This is a genomic window from Loktanella atrilutea, from assembly GCF_900128995.1.
Classification (GTDB): Bacteria; Pseudomonadota; Alphaproteobacteria; order Rhodobacterales; family Rhodobacteraceae; genus Loktanella; species Loktanella atrilutea.
The window spans coordinates 13,841-39,101 of record NZ_FQUE01000004.1 but is presented as its reverse complement, the minus strand read 5'-3'; the positions used below and the strand labels follow the sequence as shown (position 1 = coordinate 39,101).

28 protein-coding genes and 1 tRNA gene are annotated in these 25,261 nt (G+C 66.2%); 16 read left to right on the top strand and 13 right to left on the bottom strand.

The genetic code is table 11. From position 1 onward, the window contains the following. Positions 1–32 precede the first annotated feature (32 nt). Together BUA54_RS09880 and BUA54_RS09875 are read right to left on the bottom strand one after the other, a co-directional pair. Positions 33–1,001, bottom strand: a complete 969-nt coding sequence (locus tag BUA54_RS09880) for an NAD(P)H-quinone oxidoreductase (protein WP_072857098.1) — start codon at positions 999–1,001, stop codon at positions 33–35. Beyond that, positions 998–1,702 (bottom strand): COQ9 family protein, encoded by a 705-nt coding sequence (locus BUA54_RS09875; protein WP_072857097.1) that lies wholly within the window; start codon positions 1,700–1,702, stop codon positions 998–1,000. Before BUA54_RS09875 ends, BUA54_RS09880 begins: the two co-directional genes overlap by 4 nt. A gap of 105 nt (positions 1,703–1,807) precedes the next feature. Between BUA54_RS09875 and rpsU the strand changes: the two genes are divergently transcribed. Beyond that, positions 1,808–2,014: a 30S ribosomal protein S21 gene (rpsU, locus tag BUA54_RS09870; protein WP_072857096.1), complete on the top strand. Its 207-nt coding sequence runs from the start codon at positions 1,808–1,810 to the stop codon at positions 2,012–2,014. Positions 2,015–2,149: 135 nt separating this feature from the next. Beyond that, the gene (locus tag BUA54_RS09865) at positions 2,150–2,926 is read left to right on the top strand and encodes an EAL domain-containing protein (protein ID WP_084114303.1); all 777 of its coding nucleotides are present in this window, start codon (positions 2,150–2,152) and stop codon (positions 2,924–2,926) included. A 56-nt stretch (positions 2,927–2,982) separates the two neighbouring features. Here the strand turns inward: BUA54_RS09865 and BUA54_RS09860 are convergent, their stop codons facing one another. Beyond that, positions 2,983–4,239 carry a DUF2254 domain-containing protein gene (locus BUA54_RS09860; RefSeq protein ID WP_072857095.1) on the bottom strand — a complete coding sequence of 419 codons (1,257 nt, stop codon included), beginning with the start codon at positions 4,237–4,239 and terminating at the stop codon, positions 2,983–2,985. Between the two features lie 445 nt (positions 4,240–4,684). On the opposite strand from BUA54_RS09860, the gene BUA54_RS09855 reads away from it, so the two are divergent. After that, complete coding sequence (locus tag BUA54_RS09855) at positions 4,685–4,900, top strand: hypervirulence associated TUDOR domain-containing protein (RefSeq protein WP_072857094.1); 216 nt, start codon at positions 4,685–4,687, stop codon at positions 4,898–4,900. Next, positions 4,901–5,908: a DNA topoisomerase IB gene (locus tag BUA54_RS09850; RefSeq protein ID WP_072857093.1), complete on the top strand. Its 1,008-nt coding sequence runs from the start codon at positions 4,901–4,903 to the stop codon at positions 5,906–5,908. It begins immediately after the preceding gene. Between the two features lie 6 nt (positions 5,909–5,914). On the opposite strand, the gene BUA54_RS09845 is transcribed toward BUA54_RS09850, so the two are convergent. Further along, complete coding sequence (locus BUA54_RS09845) at positions 5,915–6,643, bottom strand: Crp/Fnr family transcriptional regulator (protein ID WP_072857092.1); 729 nt, start codon at positions 6,641–6,643, stop codon at positions 5,915–5,917. A gap of 155 nt (positions 6,644–6,798) precedes the next feature. Continuing rightward, positions 6,799–7,614 carry a response regulator gene (locus BUA54_RS09840; protein WP_072857091.1) on the bottom strand — a complete coding sequence of 272 codons (816 nt, stop codon included), beginning with the start codon at positions 7,612–7,614 and terminating at the stop codon, positions 6,799–6,801. A gap of 104 nt (positions 7,615–7,718) precedes the next feature. On the opposite strand from BUA54_RS09840, the gene BUA54_RS20825 reads away from it, so the two are divergent. From BUA54_RS20825 to BUA54_RS09830, 3 genes are read left to right on the top strand one after another with little or no spacing between them, the layout of a single operon-like run. Beyond that, positions 7,719–7,880 carry a NepR family anti-sigma factor gene (locus BUA54_RS20825; protein ID WP_143155396.1) on the top strand — a complete coding sequence of 54 codons (162 nt, stop codon included), beginning with the start codon at positions 7,719–7,721 and terminating at the stop codon, positions 7,878–7,880. Further along, positions 7,877–8,431, top strand: a complete 555-nt coding sequence (locus BUA54_RS09835) for an RNA polymerase sigma factor (protein WP_072857090.1) — start codon at positions 7,877–7,879, stop codon at positions 8,429–8,431. The genes BUA54_RS20825 and BUA54_RS09835 overlap by 4 nt, the downstream gene beginning before the upstream one ends. A gap of 8 nt (positions 8,432–8,439) precedes the next feature. Next, positions 8,440–10,173 carry a sensor histidine kinase gene (locus BUA54_RS09830; RefSeq protein WP_178352737.1) on the top strand — a complete coding sequence of 578 codons (1,734 nt, stop codon included), beginning with the start codon at positions 8,440–8,442 and terminating at the stop codon, positions 10,171–10,173. Between the two features lie 315 nt (positions 10,174–10,488). On the opposite strand, the gene mscL is transcribed toward BUA54_RS09830, so the two are convergent. Further along, positions 10,489–10,917 (bottom strand): large conductance mechanosensitive channel protein MscL, encoded by a 429-nt coding sequence (gene mscL, locus BUA54_RS09825; RefSeq protein WP_072857088.1) that lies wholly within the window; start codon positions 10,915–10,917, stop codon positions 10,489–10,491. A 122-nt stretch (positions 10,918–11,039) separates the two neighbouring features. Between mscL and BUA54_RS09820 the strand changes: the two genes are divergently transcribed. Continuing rightward, on the top strand, positions 11,040–11,738 hold the full coding sequence (locus BUA54_RS09820) for a glutathione S-transferase family protein (RefSeq protein ID WP_072857087.1): 699 nt from the start codon (positions 11,040–11,042) through the stop codon (positions 11,736–11,738). 101 nt (positions 11,739–11,839) lie between these two features. Here the strand turns inward: BUA54_RS09820 and pheT are convergent, their stop codons facing one another. The 5 genes from pheT to dapF all read right to left on the bottom strand — a co-directional run bounded on the left by pheT (position 11,840) and on the right by dapF (position 18,255). Continuing rightward, entirely contained in the window at positions 11,840–14,236 is a 2,397-nt protein-coding gene (gene pheT / locus BUA54_RS09815) for a phenylalanine--tRNA ligase subunit beta (protein ID WP_072857086.1), read from the bottom strand. An 81-nt stretch (positions 14,237–14,317) separates the two neighbouring features. Beyond that, positions 14,318–14,911, bottom strand: a complete 594-nt coding sequence (locus BUA54_RS09810) for a DUF1190 domain-containing protein (protein ID WP_245810614.1) — start codon at positions 14,909–14,911, stop codon at positions 14,318–14,320. A 40-nt stretch (positions 14,912–14,951) separates the two neighbouring features. Continuing rightward, positions 14,952–16,145 carry a glutathionylspermidine synthase family protein gene (locus BUA54_RS09805; protein WP_072857085.1) on the bottom strand — a complete coding sequence of 398 codons (1,194 nt, stop codon included), beginning with the start codon at positions 16,143–16,145 and terminating at the stop codon, positions 14,952–14,954. A gap of 24 nt (positions 16,146–16,169) precedes the next feature. Then, positions 16,170–17,447: a tRNA (N(6)-L-threonylcarbamoyladenosine(37)-C(2))-methylthiotransferase MtaB gene (gene mtaB / locus BUA54_RS09800; protein ID WP_072857084.1), complete on the bottom strand. Its 1,278-nt coding sequence runs from the start codon at positions 17,445–17,447 to the stop codon at positions 16,170–16,172. Beyond that, entirely contained in the window at positions 17,440–18,255 is an 816-nt protein-coding gene (dapF, locus tag BUA54_RS09795; protein WP_245810613.1) for a diaminopimelate epimerase, read from the bottom strand. Before dapF ends, mtaB begins: the two co-directional genes overlap by 8 nt. A gap of 98 nt (positions 18,256–18,353) precedes the next feature. Between dapF and BUA54_RS09790 the strand changes: the two genes are divergently transcribed. The 8 genes from BUA54_RS09790 to BUA54_RS09755 all read left to right on the top strand — a co-directional run bounded on the left by BUA54_RS09790 (position 18,354) and on the right by BUA54_RS09755 (position 24,250). Continuing rightward, positions 18,354–18,429: transfer RNA gene (locus BUA54_RS09790), tRNA-Lys, on the top strand. Positions 18,430–18,564: 135 nt separating this feature from the next. Beyond that, positions 18,565–19,533: an AAA family ATPase gene (locus BUA54_RS09785; protein WP_245810612.1), complete on the top strand. Its 969-nt coding sequence runs from the start codon at positions 18,565–18,567 to the stop codon at positions 19,531–19,533. Beyond that, positions 19,517–20,359, top strand: coding sequence for a DUF58 domain-containing protein (locus BUA54_RS09780; RefSeq protein ID WP_072857082.1), 843 nt, complete (start codon positions 19,517–19,519; stop codon positions 20,357–20,359). Before BUA54_RS09785 ends, BUA54_RS09780 begins: the two co-directional genes overlap by 17 nt. Continuing rightward, positions 20,356–20,715, top strand: a complete 360-nt coding sequence (locus BUA54_RS09775; RefSeq protein ID WP_072857081.1) for a hypothetical protein — start codon at positions 20,356–20,358, stop codon at positions 20,713–20,715. The genes BUA54_RS09780 and BUA54_RS09775 overlap by 4 nt, the downstream gene beginning before the upstream one ends. Then, a complete protein-coding gene (locus BUA54_RS09770) occupies positions 20,708–21,649 on the top strand; it encodes a VWA domain-containing protein (RefSeq protein WP_072857080.1) in 942 nt (313 codons plus the stop codon). Before BUA54_RS09775 ends, BUA54_RS09770 begins: the two co-directional genes overlap by 8 nt. Beyond that, the gene (locus tag BUA54_RS09765) at positions 21,646–22,563 is read left to right on the top strand and encodes a VWA domain-containing protein (protein ID WP_072857079.1); all 918 of its coding nucleotides are present in this window, start codon (positions 21,646–21,648) and stop codon (positions 22,561–22,563) included. Before BUA54_RS09770 ends, BUA54_RS09765 begins: the two co-directional genes overlap by 4 nt. Then, on the top strand, positions 22,560–23,156 hold the full coding sequence (locus BUA54_RS09760) for a hypothetical protein (protein ID WP_072857078.1): 597 nt from the start codon (positions 22,560–22,562) through the stop codon (positions 23,154–23,156). Before BUA54_RS09765 ends, BUA54_RS09760 begins: the two co-directional genes overlap by 4 nt. Continuing rightward, entirely contained in the window at positions 23,150–24,250 is a 1,101-nt protein-coding gene (locus BUA54_RS09755; protein WP_072857077.1) for a BatD family protein, read from the top strand. The genes BUA54_RS09760 and BUA54_RS09755 overlap by 7 nt, the downstream gene beginning before the upstream one ends. A gap of 3 nt (positions 24,251–24,253) precedes the next feature. Here BUA54_RS09755 and BUA54_RS09750 read toward each other — a convergent pair whose 3' ends face one another. Both BUA54_RS09750 and BUA54_RS09745 read right to left on the bottom strand, forming a co-directional pair. Then, positions 24,254–24,610, bottom strand: coding sequence for a hypothetical protein (locus tag BUA54_RS09750; RefSeq protein ID WP_072857076.1), 357 nt, complete (start codon positions 24,608–24,610; stop codon positions 24,254–24,256). Continuing rightward, a complete protein-coding gene (locus BUA54_RS09745) occupies positions 24,607–25,260 on the bottom strand; it encodes a hypothetical protein (RefSeq protein ID WP_072857075.1) in 654 nt (217 codons plus the stop codon). The genes BUA54_RS09750 and BUA54_RS09745 overlap by 4 nt, the downstream gene beginning before the upstream one ends. Position 25,261: the final 1 nt, after the last annotated feature.

The following is a 25,261-nucleotide window of genomic DNA, read 5'->3' as shown; positions in this document are numbered from 1 at the left end:
AGCCGCGCCACGCGCGCCGTCCGCCGTCCCGGTCAGACCTTCAGGACGATCTTGCCGATGTGATCCCCCGCTTCCATCCGGGCATGGGCACCTGCTGCATCCTCAAGCGGGAATTCCCGGTCCATCACCGGCCCGACACGCCCGGCAGAGAGCAGCGGCCAAACGTGTTCACGCAATTGCGCCGCGATCCGCGCCTTGGCCAGATCGGTCTGCGGGCGCAGTGTGCTGCCGGTCAGCGTCAGCCGCCGGGTCATCATCTGGACCATGTTCAGCTCTGCCTTCATGCCCTGCAGGAAGGCGATCTGCACCAGCCGCCCGTCGTCGGCCAGCGTGTCGATGTTGCGCTGGATATAGCTGCCCCCGACCATGTCGAGGATCAGGTCAGCGCCGCCCTCGGCCTTCACGACCGCGACGAAATCCTCTTCCTTGTAGTTGATGGCCATCTCCGCCCCGAGGTCGCGGCAGACTGCCAGCTTGTCTTCGGAACCCGCTGTCGTGAAGACGCGGGCGCCCATGACCCGCGCCAGCTGGATCGCCGTCGTGCCGATCCCGCTCGACCCGCCGTGGACAAGAAACCGCTCTCCGGCTTTCAGGCCGCCGCGCATGAAGAGGTTGGACCAGACCGTGAAGTAGGTTTCCGGCAGGCACGCTGCCTGCTTCATGTCCATGCCGTCGGGGACGGGCAGGCAATGGGCCGCGGGCGTTGCGACATATTCGGCGTAGCCGCCGCCGGGCAGCAGCGCGCAGACCGCATCGCCCACCGCGAGATCCGTGACATTGGGACCGACCGCATGCACGGTGCCGGCACATTCCAGCCCCGGCAGGTCGGAAGCCGATTTCGGCGGGGCGTAGTTGCCCGCGCGCTGGAGGGCATCGGGCCGGTTCACGCCGGCATAGGCGACCTTGATGACGACCTGATCGGGACCCGGCTCGGGCACGGGGCGCGCACAGACCTGCAGGACGTCCGGGCCGCCCGGCGCGGTGATCTCGACGGCCTTCATCGGTCGGCTCCCATCCGCCACATCCCCGGCACCCGCGGGTCGGCACCTGTTCGCGGCGCCTTCACGGCGCCCATCAGGCGGCCCAGCGGGCCGGTCAGCGGGCGCAGCATCGGGTTGGCGTTGACCTGCGCCTTCAGCTTCTCGATCCGCATGACGTCGGCAATGCGCCGGTCGATGAAGGCATCGGTTTCCACATGGCCGTCCGACAAGTCGCCCAGCCAGAACAGCACGACCGCCCCCCAGACGCCCGACAAGGTGGCGCGCTTGGTATACCAGTTCACGTCGTCAGAAGTGTCGCCCAGCGCCGTCCAGATCGCATCCGCCGTCCCCCAGAGCAGCCGGGCGCCGTCGCCGGCCAGATGCGGCAGGGCGAAGAGGGATGTGCCGCGGCGCACCGCCTCCTTGTCCTCGACCACGTCGAGACGGACGCGCAGCGCGTGGGCGACCCATTCGCTGTACCGCCGGCTGCCGCGCGATTCGCCTTTCATGGCTTCCACCATCGCGCGGTCGCCTTCGGTGTGGAACAAAGCGGCCAGATCGACGGCCCCGCGCGGGCACAAGGCCCGGGCGCGGGCCGGGTCGATCCCGGTCGCTTCGATGGCGGCCTTGAAGGTCGCAGGAGACCAGCCGTCGAAGGCCACGTTCGGCAGGGCGGCCTGCAACAGGTCCAGCTTGGCGGGATCGGGGGCTGTAATCGGCATGTGCGGTCCTTCGTTCGGGTCACTGGACAAACTAGTGCGGCGCTGCTATGTGCCCACTTCCTGCGAATTATTGCAAATCCAACTTAGAGAGGTGGTGAAAACCACATGCAGGTTAGTGTTCGTGATAACAACGTCGATCAGGCGTTGCGTGCCCTGAAGAAAAAACTTCAGCGTGAAGGCGTGTTCCGCGAAATGAAGCTCAAGCAACATTTCGAGAAGCCCTCCGTCCGCAAGGCGCGCGAGAAAGCCGAAGCCATCCGCCGTCAGCGCAAGCTGGCGCGCAAGAAGGCCCAGCGCGAAGGTCTGTTGTAAGACAGCCCGACGCCAGTCGACACGTCGAACCCCCGTCTGGCAACAGGCGGGGGTTTCGCGTTGACGGGTTTGCATTTTACGAAACGGCAATCTTTCCCGGCCAGTCTTGACGTATTGGCCAGCGAAGGAATCGTCATGCCCCACCGTCCGCAGATCGTCTTTACCGGCGACAGCCTTCAGCCAGCTTGGCGGCCCTATGTCGGCGGGTTCACCATGGCATTCCAGCCGATCTTCGACATTGCCACGGGACAGGTCTTTGCGCACGAGGCTTTGGTGCGCAGCCCAGCGGGTGGTCCCGCCGCCGAGGTCATGCGTCACGTCCATCGCCGGACGCGCTACAGCTTCGACCGCAAATGCCGGATCAAGGCCATCGCGATGGCGGCGGCACTGGGTCTCGACTCCCGGCTGAGCCTGAACTGCATGCCGGACGTGGTGATGGACCCGGACACCTGCATCCGCGCGACCCTGATCGCCGCGGACCACTATGGACTGGATCCGGCGCGCCTGATCTTCGAGTTCGACGAAAGGCACTATCTGCGCGATCCGCAGCACCTGCGGGCGGTCATGACGGGTTATCGCAGGCACGGCTTCCTGACCGCAATCGACAATTTCAGCAGCGGCTTTGCCGGTCTGGGTGCCCTGTGCGACAGGCAGACCGACATGATCAAGCTGGACAGGACGTTGATCCATCGGATCGACAGCGATGCCGAACGCCAGCGGACCGTCCGATCCATCGCTGGTCTGTGCGCCGGTCTGGGACTTCTTGTCATTGCCGAAGGGGTGGAAAGTCAGGTCGAATTCGATGCGTTGCGCCATCTGGGCGTCGCCCATATTCAGGGCTTCTACCTGAGCGAGCCTTTGATGGAACGCTTGTGTGGCAAGGCCCATGTGCCCCTGCCCGCTGCGGCCTGACGTATTGCGACATACCCCCCGGCCGCAAGTAAATCAGTCTGACTGGCAGGAGACGATCAGACGGCGTCCAACGAGCCCCTGAGCTTGATCGGCTGGTGCGGCGCGGTCAGGACCGGAACCAGCGCCGCGATGGCGTCGCGGCAATCGCCGGCCGCACGATCCAGAAGATCCTGCGTCAAGGTCAGGTGGCGTTCGCGGCACATCTTGTCGGTCATGGTATAGGGTGCCGCGGCGACGAAGCTGGACCGGAAGAGCGTCGGGAAATCGAGATGCTGAAACCGGACGCGCTGCGTTTCGTGCGGAGTCAGTCCGCCGTTGTAGAGCAGGGCATCCAGCAGTCCCGCATGCAGCCAATTCAGACAGTTCATCGCCGTGAAGGGATCGTTGAAGCCCGGGGACAACGCACGCGCGATCATCTCGACCAACTCGTCGGCGATGAAGGTCGTGGACTGCGCCTCTGTCCGGGCATTGCCGGTGGCGAAGGCGTCGCGCAGGGTCTCGATCTGCTTGTCTGTCAGATCGGTATCGGATGCGACTTCCATCACGACCATGTGGGGTGTGACGAAATCCCCCGGATCCGCGCGCACAGTGATGACCCAATCATTGGCCGTGGCGCTGTCGAAAAGGGCCTGCCTGTCCAGTTGCTGAAGATAACCCGTGGTCTGCAGCCGGATGGGGCGCGGTTCGGTCCCCTCCGGCACCGTCACCTCTTCTGCCGTGTGATTCGATCGCGCGTCGATCAGCTTGCGGATGCTTGCGCTGAACTTGTGACCCAGGTCGGAAGCGATGTTCGAAACGTTGATCGTCTCTGGCACGTGGTGGATGTAGTAGATGATCGTAAAGACCGACATCAACGTCAGCCCCATCGCCGCGGCCAGCCCGATGTAAGGCACGAAGGCGGGGTCGCCGTCGTGCACGGCCCGCAGCACGATGACGTTGAAGACGAACGTTCCCAGCAACAGGCCAAAGCTGATCTGGGTGCCGCGGTCCCGCATGAAGTTGCCGATCAGGCGCGGTCCGAAGGTATCGGCCGCGAAGGACACGGCGACCAGCGTCATCGAGAACATGACCCCCGCGACACCGATCACGGCATTGGCCAGCGTCGAGAGCGTGTTGCTTGCGCTGCTGGGGTCGATTGCCGTCAGCCGGTCCGGCAGATTGAAGGGCAGAAGATCCGGATGCAGGTCGAGGGCGATGGCACCACGGCCCAAGAGCAGACCGCCGACGACCAGCGTCGAAGGCCAGAACCAGTAGCTCGACCGCGTCTCCTCGATGATCTTTCGCAGCAGAGCGCGCGAACCGAACAAAGCCATGCGGGTCAGGCCAGCCGTTGGACGGCCTGCATGCCGCGTGTTGCCTGACCTTGCGGAATGCCCCGGCTCCTTGGCCGGCCGGCTGCTTTCGCCCGTTGCGTCATCTGTCCCCCGTCCTGATCATTGCGGCCGTGGCCATGACTTGACCCATATTCAGAATTTCCGCCTGCCGTGTCCACACGGGAATGCAGGGCGCGACCAATCGCCTTTTTGATGACGACCACATTTCGACTGTTTTGGACGGAACCGATTCGGGCGTTGCGGGTTGGGTGGGCAGAAAGACACTGTCCCCGTGTCTTGCGTGATTGGCCGGTCGGTGTTGTTCCCTCGGCGCCTTGACCGGCCAGTCCCCCCTCCCCGCCCATACCAGAAAGCCCTCGACCGGTGCCATTGGAACCGCCGCGCGTGATCGCAGTTATCCAGTCAGAACGATGGGAGAGTACAGATGAGCGATTTCAGCGAGGGTGATACCGTCAAGTGGACTTGGGGCAGCGGGTCCGCGAAGGGTGAGATCGTCATGCGATATACCCGCAAGACCACTTTGAAAATCAAGGGGAACGAAGTGACCCGCAATGCCAGCGAGGATGAGCCGGCCTTTCGCATCCGTCAGGAGGACGGTGACGAAGTGCTGAAGTCCGTGACAGAGATCGAGTCCGCCTGAATGGCCTGCGCGGACATCGCGAAGGCGGCCAAGCTGGTCTATTATCCCGACAGCGAACCGGGGATCACCCGGCGTCGGGCCGGTCGTGGCTTCAGCTACACGGCGGCCGACGGCACGCGGATCGACGACGTGGCCGAGCGCGACAGGATCGCCGCCATCGCCGTGCCGCCCGCCTACGAGAATGTCTGGATCTCGCCGCTGCTGCGCGGTCACCTGCAGGCCACGGGACTCGATGACCGGGCGCGCAAGCAATATCGCTATCACGCCGACTGGACAGAGCATCATTCGCAGCTGAAGTTCGAGAAACTGGCAAGCTTTGCCGAAAGCCTGCCGCAGCTGCGCCGGTGGATCGGTAGTCACCTGCGCAACCCGATCGGCGAGCGCGATACGGCGGTTGCGGCGACCCTGGCGCTGATCGACCGCGCGTCGCTGCGCGTCGGGCACAGCTGCTATACCGAAGAGAACGGCAGCTACGGCGCGACGACGATGCTGAACGAACACGGCGATTTTGCCGACGGGCGCGTGCGGCTGGCCTATGTCGGCAAGGGCGGTGCGCAAATCGAGAAGGATTTCTACGCACCGCGCCTCTCGGCCGTGCTGGAGGCCTGTCAGGATCTGCCGGGGGCAGAGATCATCACGTGGCTGGACGAGGCGGGTCGTGCCCATGCGGTGCGGTCGGAGCAGATCAACGAAACGCTGCACGAAATCTGCGGCCCCGACATTACCGCCAAGACGATCCGGACGTGGAACGGAACCTTGGCCGCCTTTGGCGTGGCGCAATCCGGCAGCCACCTGACGGTCAAGGCCATGGCCGATGCGGCGTCGGGCGTGCTGCACAACACGCCGACGGTCGCGCGCAACAGCTATGTCCACCCGGCCGTCATCGCTCTTGCAGAAGTCGACGACGATGACAGGGCGACGATGCTGAAAAGCATGAAAGCCAGATCGTCGCAGGCCGGGCTGCGTCAGGGCGAGGCAGACCTCATCGCCTTTCTGCGCAACATCTAGGCGTCGTCACATAAGCGGGCGGCGTGGGACGACGTCCAGTTCCACACCGGCAATATCCGCCAGTCTGGCTTTGTCGTTGATCGTCAGGTGTCCGTCCGACCAGTCTGCCAGCTGCTTTTCGCGCAGTTTCGACAGGGTCTTGTTGGTGTGAACCAGCGACAGCCCGAGGGCATCGGCAAGATCCTTCTGGCGGAAAGGAAGCCTCATGCTGCGGTTCTGCACGAGGCCGATCGCCTCTGCCCGCACGAAGGTTCGCAACAGCGCCCATGACAGCGCCTCGAAGGCAGAACGCTGGCCCACGGATGTCAGCGCCTCGCCCAGAAAATGCTCTTCGACCGCCGCGAGCCATGTGATGTCGAAGCCGCGCTCTGGGTGGGACTTGAAGAAATTCCATAGCTCCGACCGGTTGAAGACGCAGAGCGTCATGTTCGAAGAGGCTTCGACCGAATGGGACATCTCGCCCATGACGCCGGCCTGCAGGCCGATGAAATCACCCGGAAAGACGAAGTTGACGACCTGTCGGGCGCCATCGATCGTCGTCTTGTAGCGCAACCCGAGGCCGCGCAGGGCGGTGAACAGCTGGGGGGAGTTCGACCCCTCGATCAGGACGGGTGTCCCGGCCTCGATCGTCAACTCTCCAACCTTGAACCGCTGCATCGCCGCCACGTCCTGTTCGGACATCGTCTTGAACAGGGCATGGCGACGCAACGGACACTGACTACATTTCGTGGCCATGATGGTTCCCGACAGCGGCAGCCGTGACCCGGCTGCCTGTTACCAATGCAACCGGTCGGACAGTTGTTCCGACACGGCCCGCGGACGCGAGGGCACCTTTCTGTTGGGGAAGGACGGATGGATGCGATCCCCCGCAGAGGATCGCATCGCAGCGGTCAGACGTTCAGCGTTTCCGTCGAGGAGAAGAACATGGCCTGCGCCACCGCCGATCTGACCTGATCCTCGGTATAGGGCTTGGCAATCAGGAATGCCGGTTCCGGCTTGTCGCCGGTCAGCAGGCGTTCCGGGAAGGCCGTGATGAAGATCACGGGCATGTCGCCGAATTCGCTCAGCAGTTCGTTCACGGCGTCGATCCCGGACGAATTGTCCGCAAGCTGGATGTCCGCAAGGATCAGGTCGGGGCGTTCCGACTGTCCCAGCGTGATGGCGCCCGCATGCGTCCGGGCGATGCCGGTCACCTTGTGGCCCATATCCGACACGAGGGATTCGAGGTCCATCGCGATGATCGCCTCGTCCTCGATGATCAGGATGCGACCCGACACGCTGTCCGCCATCTCTCGGTGGGCGACGTCGATCAGATGCACGACCTCTGATTCGTCGATCGACATGATGTCGGCGATTTCCGCGTGGCTGAATTCCTCGATCGTATGCAGCAGCAGCGCCTCTCTCGTATTGGCGGTCAGTTTGGCCAAATGGCGCTGCGCCGCACCTTCGATACCGACGGGCAGTTCGCCCGGATCCGACGTATCGGTGCTGATCCACATCATGTGAAGGGTCTTGAACAAAGCCGACTTCGGCGAAATCTGCGTGTCAAAAATGCTGCGGTCTTCCAAAATCGCTTCGAGTGTGGCGGCGGCGTAGGCGTCACCGCTGGACTGAGTTCCCGTCAGGGCCCGCGCGTAGCGGCGAAGGTAAGGCAGATAGGTCCCGATTGCTGTAGTGATATCCTGCTGTGCAGTGCCGTTTGACATAGTCTTTTTTTCCTGTCTTTCCCTATCGCGGGAACCGAACGCACATCGTTGCGTTTAGGTTCCTCTAGGCCGAGTGTAGAATTTAGATAATGGCAGGCGGGCAAATGTCCAACGATACCCCGAGCGAAAAGGCGCGTCTTCAGATCGACGCCAATCTCAAGCGTGTCTTTCGCGAGCAGGAACAGGCCGAATTGCCGGACCGCCTGAAGGATTTGCTGAGCAAGCTCAAGGCGCAGGATACCAAGGGTCAGGACGGTAATGTATGATCGCTGATCCACGTGACGAACTCGTCAATCACCTGCCTGCACTGCGAGCCTTCGCGATCTCGCTGACCCGCAACGGATCGACGGCCGATGACATGGTGCAGGATACGGTCGTCAAGGCCTGGACGAACATCGAGAAATTCGAACCCGGCACAAACATGCGGGCGTGGCTTTTCACCATCCTGCGCAACACGTTTTATTCCAGTCGCCGCAAGGCCAAGCGCGAGGTTGCCGACGTCGACGGCATCTTTACCGAGAACATGGCCGAAAAGCCGGCCCACGACGGTCATCTGCAGATGACAGACTTTCGCACCGCCTTTGCCAAGCTGCCGGACGAACAGCGCGAAACGCTGATCCTCGTCGGCGCCTCGGGCTTTTCCTACGAGGAAGCCGCGGCGATGTGCGATGTCGCCGTGGGCACGATCAAGAGCCGGGCGAACCGGGGCCGCAAGCGGTTGGCCGAACTCATGCACCTCGACGCGGATGGACCGGTCGAACTGACGGACAAGGTCACGATCGCAGTGGTCGCCAACAATGGCAACTCGGCATTCTGATGTCCTCCGTGCCGGTTGAGAAAGAGGACCGCTGGCCGTTCCTGCAAAGCCTGCCGTTTCGCGTCGTTGCCTTTTTGTCATTGGCCCTGTTGCCGATCGGCCTGCTGGCGATCTGGCAGACCCAGAACCTCGACGAGACGCTGCGTGCGCGCACGGCTCTGTCGCTGGTAGCGCTGACCGAACTCGCCATTTCGGGCGAGCGGCAGACCTTGCAGCGTGCGATCGGCGCCGCCCGCGGGCAGGCGGCCACCTTCGATCTGACCGATGACGACCCCGCCGCCTGCAGAGCCGCGTTCCGAGCCTTTAGCGATGCCGATCCCAGCATCAGCTTTGCCGGGTTCCTGCAGCCTTCCGGGCAGATCGAGTGTTCTTCCGAAGCCGCGCCGTTCTCGATCGGGTCCGACGATCGTGCGCGCGCAGTCGCGACCAGCGCCAACACTGTCCTGAAGACCCGTCACGCCGCCGAACCGGGCGAAGGCAACAGCGTCATCCTGCTGCAGCCCGTGGTGCAGGACGGTGTCGTTCGCGGTCAGATCGTCCTGGCGCTGCCGACTGATCAGCTGTCCAGCATGCCGGACCTCGACAACGCCGAGCCGCCGCTGTCGCTGGTCATCTTCGACCGCAACGGCCGGATCATCGCCAATCAGGGCGAGGCTCCGGTCAACCCCGTGGTGGACCTGTCGCAAGAGGCGCTGTTGCGCCTCGGTGCCGATCCCTCGACCTTCGTCGGTCGCAATGCGGACGGCGAGCGCCGCGTATTCGTGATGTTGACGCTGGTGCCCGATCTGGCCTATGCGATGACCGGCTGGGCCCCGACCGAAGGTTTCCTTGCCAGTTCCGCCATCACGCTGCCGTCCTTCTTCCTGCCGGCCCTGATGTGGCTTGCCAGCCTGCTGGTCGCGTACTTCGCCGTTCACAGGCTGGTCGTCAGCCCGGTGCAGGACCTGCGCACCCGGATGCGCCGCTTTGCATCGGACCGCGCATTGCCGAAGGCCAAGAGCACCGAGATGCTGCCGCAGGAGCTGTTCGATCTGGAACAGACCTTCGTCAACATGGCCTACGACCTGATCGACGACGAGGCGCGGATGGAAAACAGCCTGCGCGAAAAAAACGTGTTGCTGAAGGAAGTGCACCACCGGGTGAAGAACAACCTGCAGATGATCTCGTCGATCATGAACATGCAGATCCGGTCGGCCCGGTCGGACGAAAGCCGGCACGCACTGAAGCGTCTGCAGGACCGGGTGCTGGGGTTGGCGACCGTGCACCGCTACATCTATCAATCGAAGGATCTGGCCCGGACAGAGGCGCAACCGCTGATGCAGGACATCTGCGGCACCCTGTTCGATCAACTGCCGGAGATCGGAACCGACATCACCCACGACCTGAAGGTCGATAATTTCCACCTGTTGCCGGATCAGGCCGTCCCCCTCGCCCTTCTGGTAGGCGAGGTCGGTACGAACGCGCTTCAGCACATGCGCGCCGCGACGCCGACGGAGGACGCACCGCGCTTCCTTATGTTCAGTCTGCTGGTGGTGTCGCCCGGCATGGCGCAATTCCAGTGCCGCAGTTCCGCCGGCAATTCGGAGGGGAGCGGTGCCGAAAAGAATGTCGGGCACCAGCTGATCCGCGCCTTTTCCGTCCAACTGGGCGGAAAGGTCGAGACGTCGGAAACCGAGGCCGGCCATACCGTCACCGTCGCCTTTCCGATCACGACGACGATTCCGGATGCCCTCGACTACTGATCCGGGCCGCGGCAGATCGGCCACAGGTTGAGCCAGGTCGTAGTGCAGTTGCAGAAATCGGGAACCGAATCCGATCATGGCTCGTTTGCCTGCATGAACAAACGGACCGGATCATGACCATAGATGTTTTTCTTGCCAGTATGGCGGCGATCGGCCTCGCGGCACTGATGATCTATCTGCTGACGCGGAAGGGTGATCCGTTCGGTTCCGGCCGACAGGAGTCCGTACGGTCGCAAAGCCGTCGCCCTAGCGACAATCGCCGCAGGTAAACTGCGCGATCCCGGCGATCGCGCAACTTTCGTTCTAAGCCCCCTGTCAGCGGCGGAGCTGGTCCCGGATCTGGATGAGCACGTCGAGTTCTGACGGCCCTGTCTTTACTTCCGGTACCACGTCATCGGGTCGTTCCGCCTTTGACTTGATCGCATTGACCGCCTTGACCAGCATGAAGACGACGAAGGCGATGATGAAGAAGTTGATGCAGGCCGTGATGAAGGCACCGTAGGCGAAGACCGCGGCACCGGCATCCCGCGCCGCCTGCAGTCCCGCATTTTCCGGCACCGTGCCCGACAGGACGACATACATGTTGGTGAAATCCACCCCGCCCAGAATCAGTCCGATGACCGGATTGATGAGGTCGCCCACCAGCGATGTCACGATCGCGGTGAACGCCGCGCCGATGATGATTCCAACGGCAAGATCCATGACATTGCCCTTGGCAATGAAATCCTTGAATTCGTTCAGCACGGCCTTATCCCCTGTTCCAAAAGTTGCGGCTGTCTGTTCAGTCCGCCCGGTGCACGCCACGATTATCGCGTTCGCCGAAAAATAGAAGCGGTTTTATGTCCCCCCAAAGTCCGGAGTCCCCGATGACAGACCTGTCCACCTTCCCCATTGCCGCGCGCTGGCCGGCTGCCGATCCGACGGTGATCCAGCTCTACTCCTACCCCACGCCGAACGGCGTGAAGGCGTCCATTGCGCTGGAAGAGATGGGCCTGCCCTACGAGCCGCATCTGGTGACGCTGAAGGACGCCGACGTGAAGTCCGATGCCTTCACCTCTCTCAATCCGAACGGCAAGATCCCGGCCATCATCGATCCGGATGGGCCGGACGGTCCGATCGGCCTGTTCGAATCCGGTGCGATCCTGATCTATCTTGCCGAAAAGTCTGGCAAGCTGCTGGGGCGCACCGCAGCCGACAAGGCCCACATCATCCAGTGGGTGATGTTCCAGATGGGCGGCGTCGGTCCGATGTTCGGGCAGCTGGGCTATTTCTACAAGTTCGCCGGCAAGGACATCGACGACCCCCGCCCGCAACAGCGCTATATTGACGAGGCGAAACGCCTGCTGGGCGTCGTCGACGGCGCGCTTGCGGGGCGGGACTGGATCGCCGGCGACTTTTCCATCGCCGACATCGCACTGGCGCCCTGGCTGAACGCGCTCGATTTCTACGGTGCGAAAGAAGTCACGGGCTACGACGACCTGAAGAACGTGCCGGCCTATGTCGCCCGCTTCTACGATCGCCCCGCCGTGCAGCGCGGCAAGAACGTTCCTGATCCGAAAGGCTGACGCCCACCCGTCATCTGGCCAGATAAACTGTCGCCCCGGTTATTTGGCGAAGCCAATTCACCTGAAAGGCATCCGGGTCTGCCGTGCAGACCCGGACAGGCCTATCCCCGCAGAACGCCGCCGGTGGCCTTTTCGACCTTGGCCACGATCTGCTTGCCCACGCCTTCGATCTGCGCCTCCGTCAGGGTCGCATCCACCGGCTGCAACCGCACGGTGATGGCAAGGGATTTCTTGCCTTCACCAAGGCTGCCGCCGATGAATTCGTCGAAGACCCGCACGTCGGCGATCAGCGCCTTGTCGGCCCCCGCGGCGGCATTGACCAGCGTCAGCGCTTCGACACCCGCATCCACCACGAAAGCAAAGTCACGTTCCACCGCCTGCAGATCGGTCGAGGCGAGCGCAGGTCGCGTGTTCACCTTGTTGCGCGGCAGCGGAACTTCGGCCGGGAAGATCGTGAAGGCGACGGCAGGTCCCTTCACATCCAGGGCGCGCAGCACCTTGGGGTGCAGTTCGCCGAAGACGCCCAGCACCTTTTTCGGACCAAGGCAGATTACCCCGTGGCGCCCGGGATGCCACCAGCCGTCGCCGCCGCGCAGGATCTGCACCTTTGCGGGCGCACCCATTGCGGCCAGCACGGCCTCTGCATCGGCCTTCACGTCGAACAGATCGACGGCACGGGACGCGCCATGCACGTCCTTTGGCCCCGTTCGCCCGACCATCAAGCCGGCCACGCAGGGCCGTTGGTCACCGGGTTCCCCGCCGCTGAAGACATCACCCGCCTCGAACAGTGCGAGGTCTCCGAAGCCGCGGGCCTGATTGCGCGCGACGGCCTGCAGGAGTCCGGGCAACAGCGCCGGCCGCAGATGCGACATCTCGGTCGAGATCGGGTTTTCCAGTTGCGTGTCGTCCGTGCCGCCGCCGAACAGCGCCGCGGCTGCCTGATCGATGAAGCTGTATGTCACGCATTCGTTGTAACCCAGCGCCGCGGAGGCGCGCCGCGCCGCCGTCAGGCGCACCTGCGCCGGCGTCAGCACCGGTTTGGGCACGCCGGGTTGGCTGCGCGGCATCGGGACGCCGACGAGCTTGGTCAGCGACGCGATGCGCGCCACTTCCTCGACCAGATCGGCCTCGCCCTGCACGTCGCCGCGCCAGCTGGGCACATGCGCCATGTCGCCATCCAACCGGAAGCCCAGCGCCGTAAGTGTTGCGCGCTGGGTCTTGGCGGGAATGTCCATGCCGACGAGGCTGACGACCCGGTCCGGGTCCAGCTTGTAGGCACGGTCGGTGTCGGGCACCTGCCCCGCCTGCACCATCTGCGAGGCCTCGCCGCCCACCACGGCCCGAATGACGGCTACCGCATGATCCAGCCCGTCGGGGGTGAAGGCCGGGTCGATCCCGCGCTCGAACCGGTAGCGGGCGTCGGAATTGATCTTCAGCGCGCGGCCCGTATAGGCGATCTGCACCGGGTCCCAATAGGCGCTTTCGACGAAGACGTTGACGGTCTCGGCGGTGCAGCCGGTGGCGTCGCCGCCCATGACGCCCGCGATGCTTTGCACGCCGGCGTCGTCGGAGATCACGATCTGGCCTTCGCTGAGCGTGTAGGTCTTGTCGTCGAGTGCGACGATCTGTTCGCCACCCTTGGCACGATGGACCCGCAGGTTGCCCTGCACCTTGTCGGCGTCGAAGACGTGCAGCGGGCGATTCAGGTCGTAGGTCAGATAGTTCGTGACATCGACGAGGAAGGAGATCGGCCGCAGCCCGATGGCACGCAGACGGTTCTGTAACCAATCGGGGCTGGGCCCGTTGGTCACACCCTTGATCAGCCGCCCGCAGAACACCGGGCAGCCATCCGTCGTGTCGTCATCGATGCTGACGGTCAGATCGGAGGTGAAGGCGCCGTCGATCTGCGGCGTCTCAAGAGGTTTCAGCGTGCCCAGGCCGCGCGCCGCGAGGTCGCGGGCGATGCCGTAGACGCCCAGCGCGTCGGCGCGGTTCGGCGTGATCGCGATCTCGATCACCGGATCGACGCGGGCGGGTTCGTGTTCTGCCAACCAGTCGGCAAAGCTCTGCCCGACCTCGCCCTCTGGCAGCTCGATGATGCCGTCGTGTTCCTCCGACAGCTCCAGCTCGCGTTCAGAGGCCATCATCCCGTGGCTTTCGATGCCGCGAATCTTGCCCACGCCGATGGTCGAATTGATTCCCGGAACGTAGACTCCGGGATGCGCCACGACGACCGTGATGCCCGCACGCGCGTTGGGCGCACCGCAGATGATCTGTTCCAGCCCGTTGCCGGTCCGCACCTGGCAGACGCGCAGCTTGTCCGCGTCGGGATGCTTTTCGGCGGTTTCGACGTAGCCGATGGTGAAAGGGCGCAGCTTCTCGGCGGGGTTCTCGATCCCCTCCACCTCCAGCCCCAGATCGGTCAGCGTCTCGGCGATCTCTGCGACCGAGGCGTCCGTTTCGAGGTGGGTTTTCAGCCATGACAGGGTGAATTTCATCGCGCGCACTTTCGCCAGATCAGAAGTTGCGCGTTCTTAGCGCATCGCTTCCGCGGGTGAAAGCACCGGTCTGCGGGCGGTTCAGCCGCCGAAGCTGCGGCTGCTGCCGAAACTGCTGGTCCGCGACGACCCGAAGCCGCCGGTCTTGCTGACCGTCGCACGCGTCATGGGGGCGGCCGCCGCCGGCGGGGCGCGAAAGCTGGACGGCTGCATCCGCGCGCTGCCGCGGTTGCCGTTCAGCACGGTGCCGCCACCCGCCGTGGCAAACTTGCCACCCGCATCGCGATAGAGCGGTTGCGTCATCGCGCGGTTGCCGCCCAGCATGCTGCCCATCAGGTAGCCGGCCATCAGCGGCATGAAGATCGACCCGCCACCGTTGCCGCCGCTTTGGTCGACCACGCATTCGCCGCCGTGCTGCTCCTCGCACAGGGCCTGATCGTCGTAGCGCGGGGCGGAGCGTTCGTATTCCACCAGCGCGTCCTGATAGGCCGCATCGCAGTCCTGCACCGTGAAGGCGACCGTGCCATCATTGGCCGCCGCTTCGCAGGAGGCCTTGTCGGGAAAGGCGCTCGCCTCGACCGTCTCGTCCTTGCAGCCCGCCAGCGCGAAGGCGGTCGCGCCCAGCAGGATCGCGGGCATGATGCGGGTGCGTTTCAGGGGGCGGGTTGCGGTCACGGTGGCGTCTCCTTGCGGCTTTGCCTTCAGATAGGGTGCATCAGGCCAGAATGTAATGCGGCTTGAACCGGCTGAGATCCTGCGTGATGCGGGACCGATCCTCGCGCAGGCCCATGCCGACGCAGGTTTCGCCCACGATCCATGCGCCGATGACGGGGCGGAAGCCGTCGAAGACCGGCATCTCGTGGTAGGCCTGTGCGATCATGGGATGCGCGTCATAGTCGCGCACCGCCGCATCCTCGATCATCGTGTCGCCCTGCCGAATGCTGATGCTGGCGCCTTCGCGGCTGAAGATGGGCTTGCGCACGATCCCGCGGGCCAGCGCATCCGCCGCCCGGTCGACGGCGGCACAGCCCGCGTCCAGTTCATCGGCGAAGAAGCTGGGCAGCAGGTTCGGGTGCCCCTCGAACATCCGCCACAGGACTGGCAGGATCCCCTTGTTCGACACGACGGCCTTCCATGCGGGTTCGAGGTAGCGGCAGTGCGCCCCGGCCAGATGGGTGGCGAAATCGTCGCGCAGCAGGTCTTCCCACGGGTAGAGCTTGAAGAGCGTGCCGATCACCTGCCCCGCGGCATCGGCGAACTGGCCGCTGTCGGTTACGCCGATGTCCGGCAGGTTGACGAAATGCGCGCCCATGTCGGCGGCGCGCGCGGCATAGGCCATCATCTCGACCGTGGCGTAATCCTCTGGCGAATCGGCGAAGGCGGTGAAGTGGATATGGCTGCCTGCGGCGCCGATCTGCGCGAATCGGGCGGTCAGTGCCTCATAGATGCCGTTGAACTGGTCTGTGCCTTCCGGCAGCTTGCCGGCGGCGATCATGTCCTCCAGCCAGTCCCACTGGAACGACGCGCTTTCGAACAGGGCGGTGGGCGTGTCAGCGTTGTATTCGATCATCTTCGCGGGCGACTGGCCGTCGTAGATCAGGTCGAAGCGACCATAAAGCTCCGGTTCGCCGTCCTGCCAGCTGTCGGCCACAAGGTCGCGATGCTCCGGCGGGATCGCCAGACGGTCCATCAGTTCCTCGGACCCCACGATCTCGGCCACGGCCTCACGGCACATAGCGTGCAGGGCGGTGGAGGGATCCTCGATGTCGTCCTCGATCTGGCGGAGGGTGAAGGCATAGGCCGTCTCCTCGTCCCAGTAGGGCTCGCCGTACATGGTGTGAAAGCTGAAGCCTGCGTCCTTGGCCTTGTCTTCCATGTCGAGGCGCGCGCCGAGGGGGATGCGTTTCATCAGGGGGCCTTTCGGGCTGGCGGTTCAGGCGGCCAAGGCGTCGGCGCGGCCCAGCAGCACCGTATCCCGCTGGCCGGTGATCTGCACGGGGACGATGCGCCCTTCGGGCTGGTCGCTGTCCAGATGGACTTCGGCGAACTGCGTGGTGCGGCCCATGCGGGCGGATTCCATCAGGATGTTGTGGCGCTGGCCGAGTTGCGCCGCCAGATGCGCCTGCACCGCGGCCTCGCCCGCCGCCCGCAGCCGCGCGGCACGGTCCTTGATCTGCGGACCGCGCACCTGCGGCATCCGCGCGGCGGGCGTGCCTGGGCGCGGGGAATAGGGAAAGACGTGCAGCCACGTCAGGTGGCAGTCCCTGACCAGCGCGAGAGAGTTGGCGAAGGCGGCCTCGGTTTCCGTCGGAAAGCCCGCGATGATGTCGGCGCCGAAGGTCATGTCGGGGCGCAGGCGGCGGGCCTCCTCGACGAAGCGGATCGCGTCGTCGCGGGAATGGCGGCGCTTCATCCGTTTCAGGATCAGGTTGTCGCCGTGCTGCAATGACAGGTGCAGGTGCGGCATCAGGCGCGGTTCGGTCGCGATGCAGGCCATCAGCGCCTCGTCCACCTCGATGCTGTCGATCGAGGAAATGCGCAGCCGCGGCAGGTCGGGGACCAGCTTCAGGATGCGCGTGACCAGATCGCCCAGCCGCGGCGTGGCGGGCAGGTCGGCGCCCCATGAGGTGAGGTCGACGCCGGTCAGCACGATTTCCTGAAACCCGCGATCCGCCAGCCGCCGGATCTGGTCCACCACGACACCCGCGGGGACGGAGCGGGAGTTACCGCGGCCGAAGGGGATGATGCAGAAGGTGCAGCGGTGGTCGCAGCCGTTCTGGACCTGCACATAGGCGCGGCTGCGGGTGCCGAAGCCGTCGATCAGGTGGCCCGCCGTTTCGGTCACGGACATGATGTCGTCGACCTGCACCGGTTCTGTCGTGCCGGTGAAGTCGGGGGCCAGCGCGGCCCAGGTCTCGGGCCTCATCTTTTCGGTATTGCCGATGACCAGATCGACCTCGGCCATGGCCGAGAAGGTCGCGGGTTCGGTCTGGGCGGCGCAGCCGGTGACGATGAGCTTCGCGTCCGGGTGGGCGCGGCGCAGCTTGCGGATGTCCTGGCGGGCTTTGCGCACCGCCTCTGCCGTCACGGCGCAGGTGTTGACGACGACGGCGTTGGTGACGCCCGCCGCCGTCGCCAGTTCGGTCATCGCCGCGGTTTCATAGGCGTTCAGGCGGCAGCCGTGGTTGGAAAAGATCGGCGCGTCAGCCATGCCAGACCCCGTCGAAGACATGGGCGGTGGGGCCGGTCATCCAGACGCCGTCGTCGCGCCAGTCCACCTGGAGCGTTCCACCGTCGAGGTCGATCCGCACCCGCCGCCCGGTCAGACCCCGGCGCGCGGCGGCGACGGCCACGGCGCAGGAGGAGGAGCCGGAGGCCAGCGTGACGCCCGCGCCCCGTTCCCAGACGCGCATCCGGAGGTGGTCAGGACCGATCACCTGCACGAACTGCACGTTGGTCCGTTGGGGGAACAGGGGGTGATGTTCGATCTCTGCCCCGCGGGCCGCGAGATCGATGGTCGCCACATCCTCGACGAAGAAGCTGCAGTGGGGGTTGCCCATGCCTGTCGCCACCGGGTCGCCGTCGATCGGCAGGTGCAGCGTGTCCATTTCTGACGCCAGAGGCACATCCGACCAGTCGAGCATCGGCGCCCCCATGTTCACGGAGGTCATGCCCTCGCCGGCGTTGCGGGCGGACAGCCTGCCACGGTCCGTCGTGATTGTCAGTGCGTCGGTCCCGCGGCGCGCCATCTCCCATGCGGCAATGCAGCGGGTGGCGTTGCCGCAGGCGGCGGACTGGCTGCCGTCGCTGTTCCAGAACGTCAGGTGCAGGTCTGCCAGCCCGTCCATCGGCACGGTTAATTCGGCCAGCTGGTCGTAGCCCACACCGAAGTGCCGGTCCGCCATGGCCATCGCCAGCGCCGCATCGACCTTGCCGCCGTCGCGCGAGTCGATGACGACGAAGTCGTTCCCGAGGCCGTGCATCTTCATGAACGGGATTGATGTCTGTGCGTCCTTCATGGGGCGCATATACGGGTCGCGCCAAACTTTATCCAGAGGAGGCGGCACTTCGGGGTTGACCCCACCCGCTCTGCCTTCTAAATCGCCCCTCGTGGCATGGGCCGGTAGCTCAGTTGGTAGAGCAACTGACTTTTAATCAGTAGGTCTCGGGTTCGGATCCCGACCGGCTCACCACACACTCCCCTTTCAAGACAACGTGTCCGCAAGCGGCGTCGGGAATCATCCGAAAGTCTGAGCCTTGGCGTCTGGCTGATCTTGGCGTTCCCTGTCAGTCTGCCCGTGAAGCGCGTGGACCGTGGGAGGAGATACGTGGCGAAGGATCTGGAAACGCCCCTCGGGCCGGTGATCGCCCTTGGAGAGCGGGTTGCCGAAGGCCTGATCGGCCACGCCCCCCTGGTCGAGCGGTTGCTGATTGCATTGCTGGCCGGTGGCCACGTGTTGATCGAAGGGCCGCCGGGGCTGGCAAAGACCCGGGCGGTCAAGCGACTGGCCACGGGTCTGGAAGGCAGCTTTGCCCGCATCCAGTGCACGCCGGACCTGATGCCGTCGGACATGATCGGCACGCAGGTCTTTCGCCCCGGCGACGGCGATTTCGCCTTTTTGCAGGGACCGTTGTTCCATCAGCTTGTTCTGGTGGACGAGATCAACCGTGCGCCGCCCAAGGTGCAGTCCGCCCTGCTGGAGGCGATGGCCGAGGGTCAGGTGACCGCCGGCGGCACGACCCGGCGCCTGCCCGACCACTTCATGGTCGTGGCGACACAGAACGGGATCGAGAACGAAGGGACCTTTCCGCTGCCGGAAGCGCAACTGGACCGGTTTCTGCTGCATGTCGACCTCGCCCTGCCCGGGGCGGAGGCGGAACGCGCGATCCTCGATCTGGTGGAGGCGGAGGGTCTTGGGAGCCCCGCACCGGTGCTGACCCGCCTGTCGGCCGGTCAGCTGGATGCGGCGCAGGCCGCGGTGGCAAAGGTCCACCTTGCGCCGGCACTGAAGGACTACATCGTGCGGTTGGTCATGGCGACGCGAGAGACGGCCGACGGCCCCCTCGACGGGCTGATCGCCCACGCGGTTTCGCCGCGGGGATCGCTGTCGCTGGCGGCGGCGGCGCGGGCCCGGGCCGCGCTGTCGGGCCGTGACCATGCCTTGCCGGAGGATGTCGACGCGCTGGCGCAGGACGCCCTGTCCCACCGCCTGATTCCAAGCTGGCGCGCCACGTCTGACGGACAGACGGCGCGGGATATCGTGGCGAAGCTTCTGGCCCATGTCCGGCCTTACTGATCCGGCCAGCATCAGCGCCACCGCCCTGATGCGGCTGGAGGCGCTGGCCCGCAAGCCGCGCGACCTGACCGCGCTGGCGGAGCGTCCGGGTGCCGTGTCGATCCCGCGAAAGGGCCGCGGGCAGGAGGTGCGAGAGATACGACCCTACGCCGATGGCGACGATCCACGCCACCTTGACGCGGCGGCGACGGCACGCACCGGCACGCTGCAGACCCGCACCTTTCAGGAGGACCGCGAACAGACGGTTCTGCTGATCGCCGATTTCCGCCGCCCGATGCTGTGGGGCACCAGCGGCCGCCTGCGGTCCGTCGCCGCGGCAGAGGCGCTGGCGCTGATCGGCTGGCAGGTGGTGCTGGACGGCGGCGCCGTCGGCGTCGTGGCGCTGACCGATGCCGGCCCCTACGCCGAGCGGCCCCGCACGCGGGCCCGCGGCATGGCGCTGGTCGCAGGTTGCCTTGCCCGGGCGCATGTCGTGGCACTGGCCAGCCGGCGCGCGACCACGCCCCTCGTGCCCGCCCTGCTGCGGGCCGCCCCGCTTGCGCCGCGCGGGGCGCTGGTGGCGATCGCGACCGGCCTCGATCAGCCGGGCGAAGGCCTCGAGGCCGCATTGGCCGCGCTGGCCGACCGGTGCCGCGTGCAGCTGATCCTGACCGAAGACAGGTTCGAGACCGCACCTCCGTCGCAGGCCTTGTCCTATACCACGCCGGACGGCGTGGCACGTGCCCGTTTCGAGGGGTTGACCGAAAGCCGCGCCCGGCGTGCCGCGGCGCTGGTCCGCCCCGGCGTGCAGGTCGCGCGGCTTGCGACCGACCGGGTCGCGTCATGACGCCCGAGATCGTCCGCGACCTGCATCCGCCGCGCCTGCCCGCCGACTTCGTCGCGCTTGGCTGGTCGGACCTGCTGGCGGCCTTCGGCGTCGGGCTGGTTCTGGCCGGCCTCGTGCTGATCGTGCTGCAGCCCCTGTTGCGACCGAGGACACGGCCCGCGCGCCTGAACGACCGCATCGCCGCCGCCGCGGCGCTGCCCGGCGACCGGCGCCTGCTGGCGCTGTCAGCATTGCTGACGGAGCGAGGCCAGCCGTTGCCGGACGATCTGCGCCATGCGCTTTATGCCGGGACACCCTACGACCCGGCCCGGGCCGAGGCGCTGCTGCGCCGCCCGCGCGAGGTCGCGCATGTTTGACCTTGCGACCCCATGGGCGCTGCTGCTGCTGCCCCTGCCGCTGCTTGTGCTGTTGCTGCCGGCACGGCAGGCGACGGATCAGGCCTTTGCCCTGCCGGAGGGCGTCGCCCGTCAGGCCACGCCGGACAGCCATCCGATGCGCGGCACCGGGCCATGGCTTGCCGCCGCGATCTGGCTGGCACTGGTGCTGTCCATTGCCGGGCCGCAGCGGATCACGTTGCAACCGAACCGCACCGCATCCGGGCGCGACATCATCCTGACGCTGGACATGTCGGGCAGCATGGCGACGCCCGACTTTTCGCTGAACGGAGAGACGGTCAGCCGGTTGGCCGCGGTGAAGGACGTGGCCGCGCGTTTCGTCGCGGCGCGAACGGGGGATCGCATCGGCCTGGTGATCTTTGCCGACAGGGCCTATGTCGCGGCCCCGCTGACCCATGACCTGACCGCGGTCAGCCGCGCCATCGCCGAAGCCGAGATCGGCCTGACGGGGCGGTCGACCGCGATTTCCGATGGGCTGGGGTTGGCGCTGAAGCGGATCACGGCAGAGCCGTCCACCAGCAAGATCATCGTGCTGCTGTCCGACGGGCGCGATACCGCCGCCCGGCTGGACGCCGAACAGGTTGCGGCGCTGGCAGCCGAAAACGGCGTGCGCGTGCATACCATCGCATTGGGGCCCGAGGATCTGGAAACCCGGCCCGCCGCCCGCGACGCAGTGGACCTTGCCACCCTGCGGGCCATTGCCACCGCGTCCGGAGGGACGACGTTCCGGGTCCGCACCACCGACGACCTGCAGCAGATCATGGCAGAGCTCGACCGGCTGGAACCGAACCCCGGCGACCGGCCACCGCTGGCGGTGCCGCATCCGCTCTGGCCGCTCAGCGCTGCATCCGCACTGGTGCTGTGCCTGTTCGCCGGGCTGAGGCGGCGGGCATGAGTGGTCTGATGCTCTTGCGCCCGTGGTGGCTGCTGGCCTTGCTGCCGGTGCTGGCCCTTGCGTGGTGGGTCAGGCAGCGGCGGCTGGCGGGGGACTGGGCCGGGATCATCGATCCGGCGTTGCTGGGACCGCTGCGCCGCATCGGTGCCCTGACCGACGGGCGGCGCGATGCGGCGTTGCTGCTGCCGTTCATCGCCGCTGGCGTGATCGTGCTGGCCCTGACCGGGCCGGCACGGCTCCTGCCCGGTGCCGTCGCCTACCGGGCGCTCGATCCGCTGATCCTGCTGCTGGACCTGTCGCCGTCGATCACCACGGCGCCGGCGCTGGCGGACCTGCAGGCCGCCGCGGCGACCGTGATGGCCGACGCGCAGGAACGGCCCGTGGGCATCATGGTCTACGGCGCCGATGCCTACCTCGTCTCTGCCCCGACGTCGGATGCGGCGAGCCTTGAAAGCCTGATCGCGGTGCTGGACCGCGACACGATGCCCGTCAGCGGCAGCCGCCCTGACATCGCCCTGTCGATGGCGAACGACCTGTTCGCAGCAGAGGGCGTCGGCATCGGCGGCGCGGACCTGATCGTGATTTCCGACGGCGGCGGGACCGGCACCACGGCGCTTGACGAGGCCGCGCGTCTGCGGGCCGCAGGGGCCCGGGTCTGGGCACTGAGCCTCGACGACACGGCGCCAGAGGGACCGGCCCCCGACCCCGGCGCGCTCGCGACGCTGACGGAGGCCGGCGGCGGTGCGGCGGCACCGGCCGCGGACGCCCGCCCGCTGCTGCAGCGCATCGATGCGACGCGCACCGCCAGACTGGCCCGCAGCGATGCGGCCACCGACGCGGTGCGCGACTTCGGTCGATGGCTTCTGATCCTCGCCCTGCCCTGCGCCGCGTTGATGTTCCGGAGGCGCAGGTGATCCGCATCGCACTTATCGTGGCGGGGCTGGTCGCCCTGATCGTCAGCGGCGGCGATGCCCGCGGCAAGCTGGCGATGCTGCTGGGGATGCCCGGCCTTGCCGCGCAGTCCGTAACGGACCCGGACGTGCGCGGTGTGATGCTGTATCAGTCCGGGGACTACGCCGGTGCCGACGACGCCTTTCGCGAGGCCGGGCGCGGATCGACCTACAACCGTGGCCTGAGCCTTGCGGCCACGGGGAAGTATCCCCTGTCGCGCGCCTATTTCGATGCGGTCCTGTTTGCCAATCCCGCCGACAGTCAGGCGCGCGAGAACCGCAATGTCGTGAACGCCCTGATTCCGCCGCTGCAGGGCGAGGGCAACGGCGCGGGCCGCATCGCGACGACGGTGATCGCGACGGCCGGCGGGTCCCCGGTGGCGGAGGCGCGCCGGCTTGGGCGACCTCTGGACGAAGGCAGGCGGGTCGCCGATGCCGCGTGGCTTGCCACGCTGCCCGATGATCCGGGCGAATTCCTGCGTCTGCGCCTGCAGGACGAATACGGGCGGCGGCTGGCGATGGGGCTGACCGCGCCGGACAAGGGGGACCCATGGTAAGGCTTTTCGCCCTCCTGCTGCTGCTGTGCGGTCCTGCACTGGCGCAGGACGCGCCGGTGATGAAGATGTCGATCATCGCGGACCCCGGCCACGAGACCTCTGTCGTGGGCGAGATGATCCCGCTGACGATCCGCGCCGTCTATGACCTGAAGGTCGCCAACGAGAAGCTGGAAATCCTCGGCACCGGGTCCTTCGACTGGATCCAGACCGGCCCCGACGACTGGCACGAGGAGATGATCGGCGGGCTGTCGCGGATCGTGATGGAGCGTCATGTCGCGGTCTGGCCCAAGCAGTCGGGCATGGTGACCTTCGGTCCCGTGGTGCACCACCTGACCGTCATCGACCGGCAGAGCCGGCGGCAGGACATGGACGTCACCGCGCAGCCGCTGGCGCTGTCGGTCGGGGCCTTCCCGATGGACCGCGGCTGGCATCTGGCGGCGGAGGCGGTGGAATTGACAGACGAGTTGTCCGCTGATGCGGGTCATCTGCCCGACGGGGCGACAGTGATCCGCAAGGTCACCCTGCGCGCGCTGGGGGCCCTGCCGGAACAGCTGCCGCCGCGGCCCGTCGTGTCGGAAAACTGGCTGATCACCTTTGCCGCCCCGATCCAGCGCGACCTGTTCCTGACCGAGGACGGGCCGGTCGCGCAGGTCGTCTGGACATGGGAGTTTCGTCCCCACACCGGGGAGCCGGGTGTGCTGGAGGGGGTGACCATCCCCTATTTCAACGCAACCACGCGACGGCTGGATTCGGTCGAGATCCCCGCCTTGCCGATTGCCGTCGCGAGCTTTTTCGACGCTCAGACCCTGACGGGGGTGATTGCCGGGCGGCAAGTCTGGGTGCTGGCCGGTCTGGCCTTGGGGGGCCTCATCCTCGGTCTGGCTGTCGCGGCGCTGTGGCTGGCACCGGACGCCACGACCGCGGGATGGGCGCGGCTGCGCCGCCGCTGGTCGCCTTTGCCGCGGCTGCGCCTCTGGCGCGCGCGGCGGCGCGGTGATCTGCTGGCGGAACGCCGGGCGGCGCAGGACGCCGGCCTGCCGCAGGCGAGGCTCGCGGCGCTGGACCGGCGGATCTACGGGCCCGGCGGGTCCTGACCGCTACTGGAAGCAGAGCATCTCTGCCTCGGCCTGCGCCCGGCGGAGGGCGGCCAGCATGTCGTTGACGGACGCCGTGCCACCCTTGAACATCGCCGCACGCTCGCCGCCGCCCTGCCGCAGTTGCAGGACCGTTTCGGCCGCGACATACCCATCGTAGGGCAGGATCGACGCGATGGTGTCGATCGAGCAGGAGCATTTCGTCAGCGCCTCTCGCGTCTGCCCGTTCGTCGCCATGCAGCCGAAGACATAGTCCGCCCGCGCCTCCGTCGGGTAGTCGTTGGGCACCGGCGCAAGCGGCTCTGCGGCAAGCAGCGGTGTCGCGGACAGGGTCAGGCACAGGGTCAGGATGCGCATCATTGCTCCAGGGTCATGGTTTCGCTGTAGGTGCCGGGGCCATCGCCGGCGTGGGCAGCGAGCCGGGTGATCATCCCGGGATCGCCGGGATCGAACGTCAGATCCACCGCAAGCCCGGCCCATTCGCCCATCCGGCCCGCGTTCGGATCCGCCGTGAAGGGCGTGAGGGTGACGGTCCGCGGTCCGTCGCCTGTCAGGTCGGGCGCGGACTCTGCCAGCGTCGCCCGCATCGTGTTGCGGATGTAGAAGGGACTGCCGCCGGTCTGGGCCGCCATGTTGCGCACGACGTTTTCCAGAAAGAAGATCAGGACGGGGTTCGGGCCCTTGGCCGAAAAGCTGGCCACGGGTTTCGTCCGGTCACCTTCAACCCGCGTCATGACGATCTGCGGACCGCCGTCGCCGGGGGCCACGGTCATCAGCACCTCGCCATCCACCACGGCGTCGGGCAGCGGGACGCCGGTCGCGGCACCCGGCACGTCTTGCCCAGCGGGAATGCCCGGCAGGCGACGATCGTGCGTATAGCGCACGACGCTGCCGTCCGGAAGATCGGTCAGCGTGCCCGGCGCCATGATCAGGTCGGTCAGCGGGCCTGCCAGCACCGGCAGCGGCGCCATCAGCAAGGCCGTCAGGGCAAGGGTCTTGGTCACATTCATC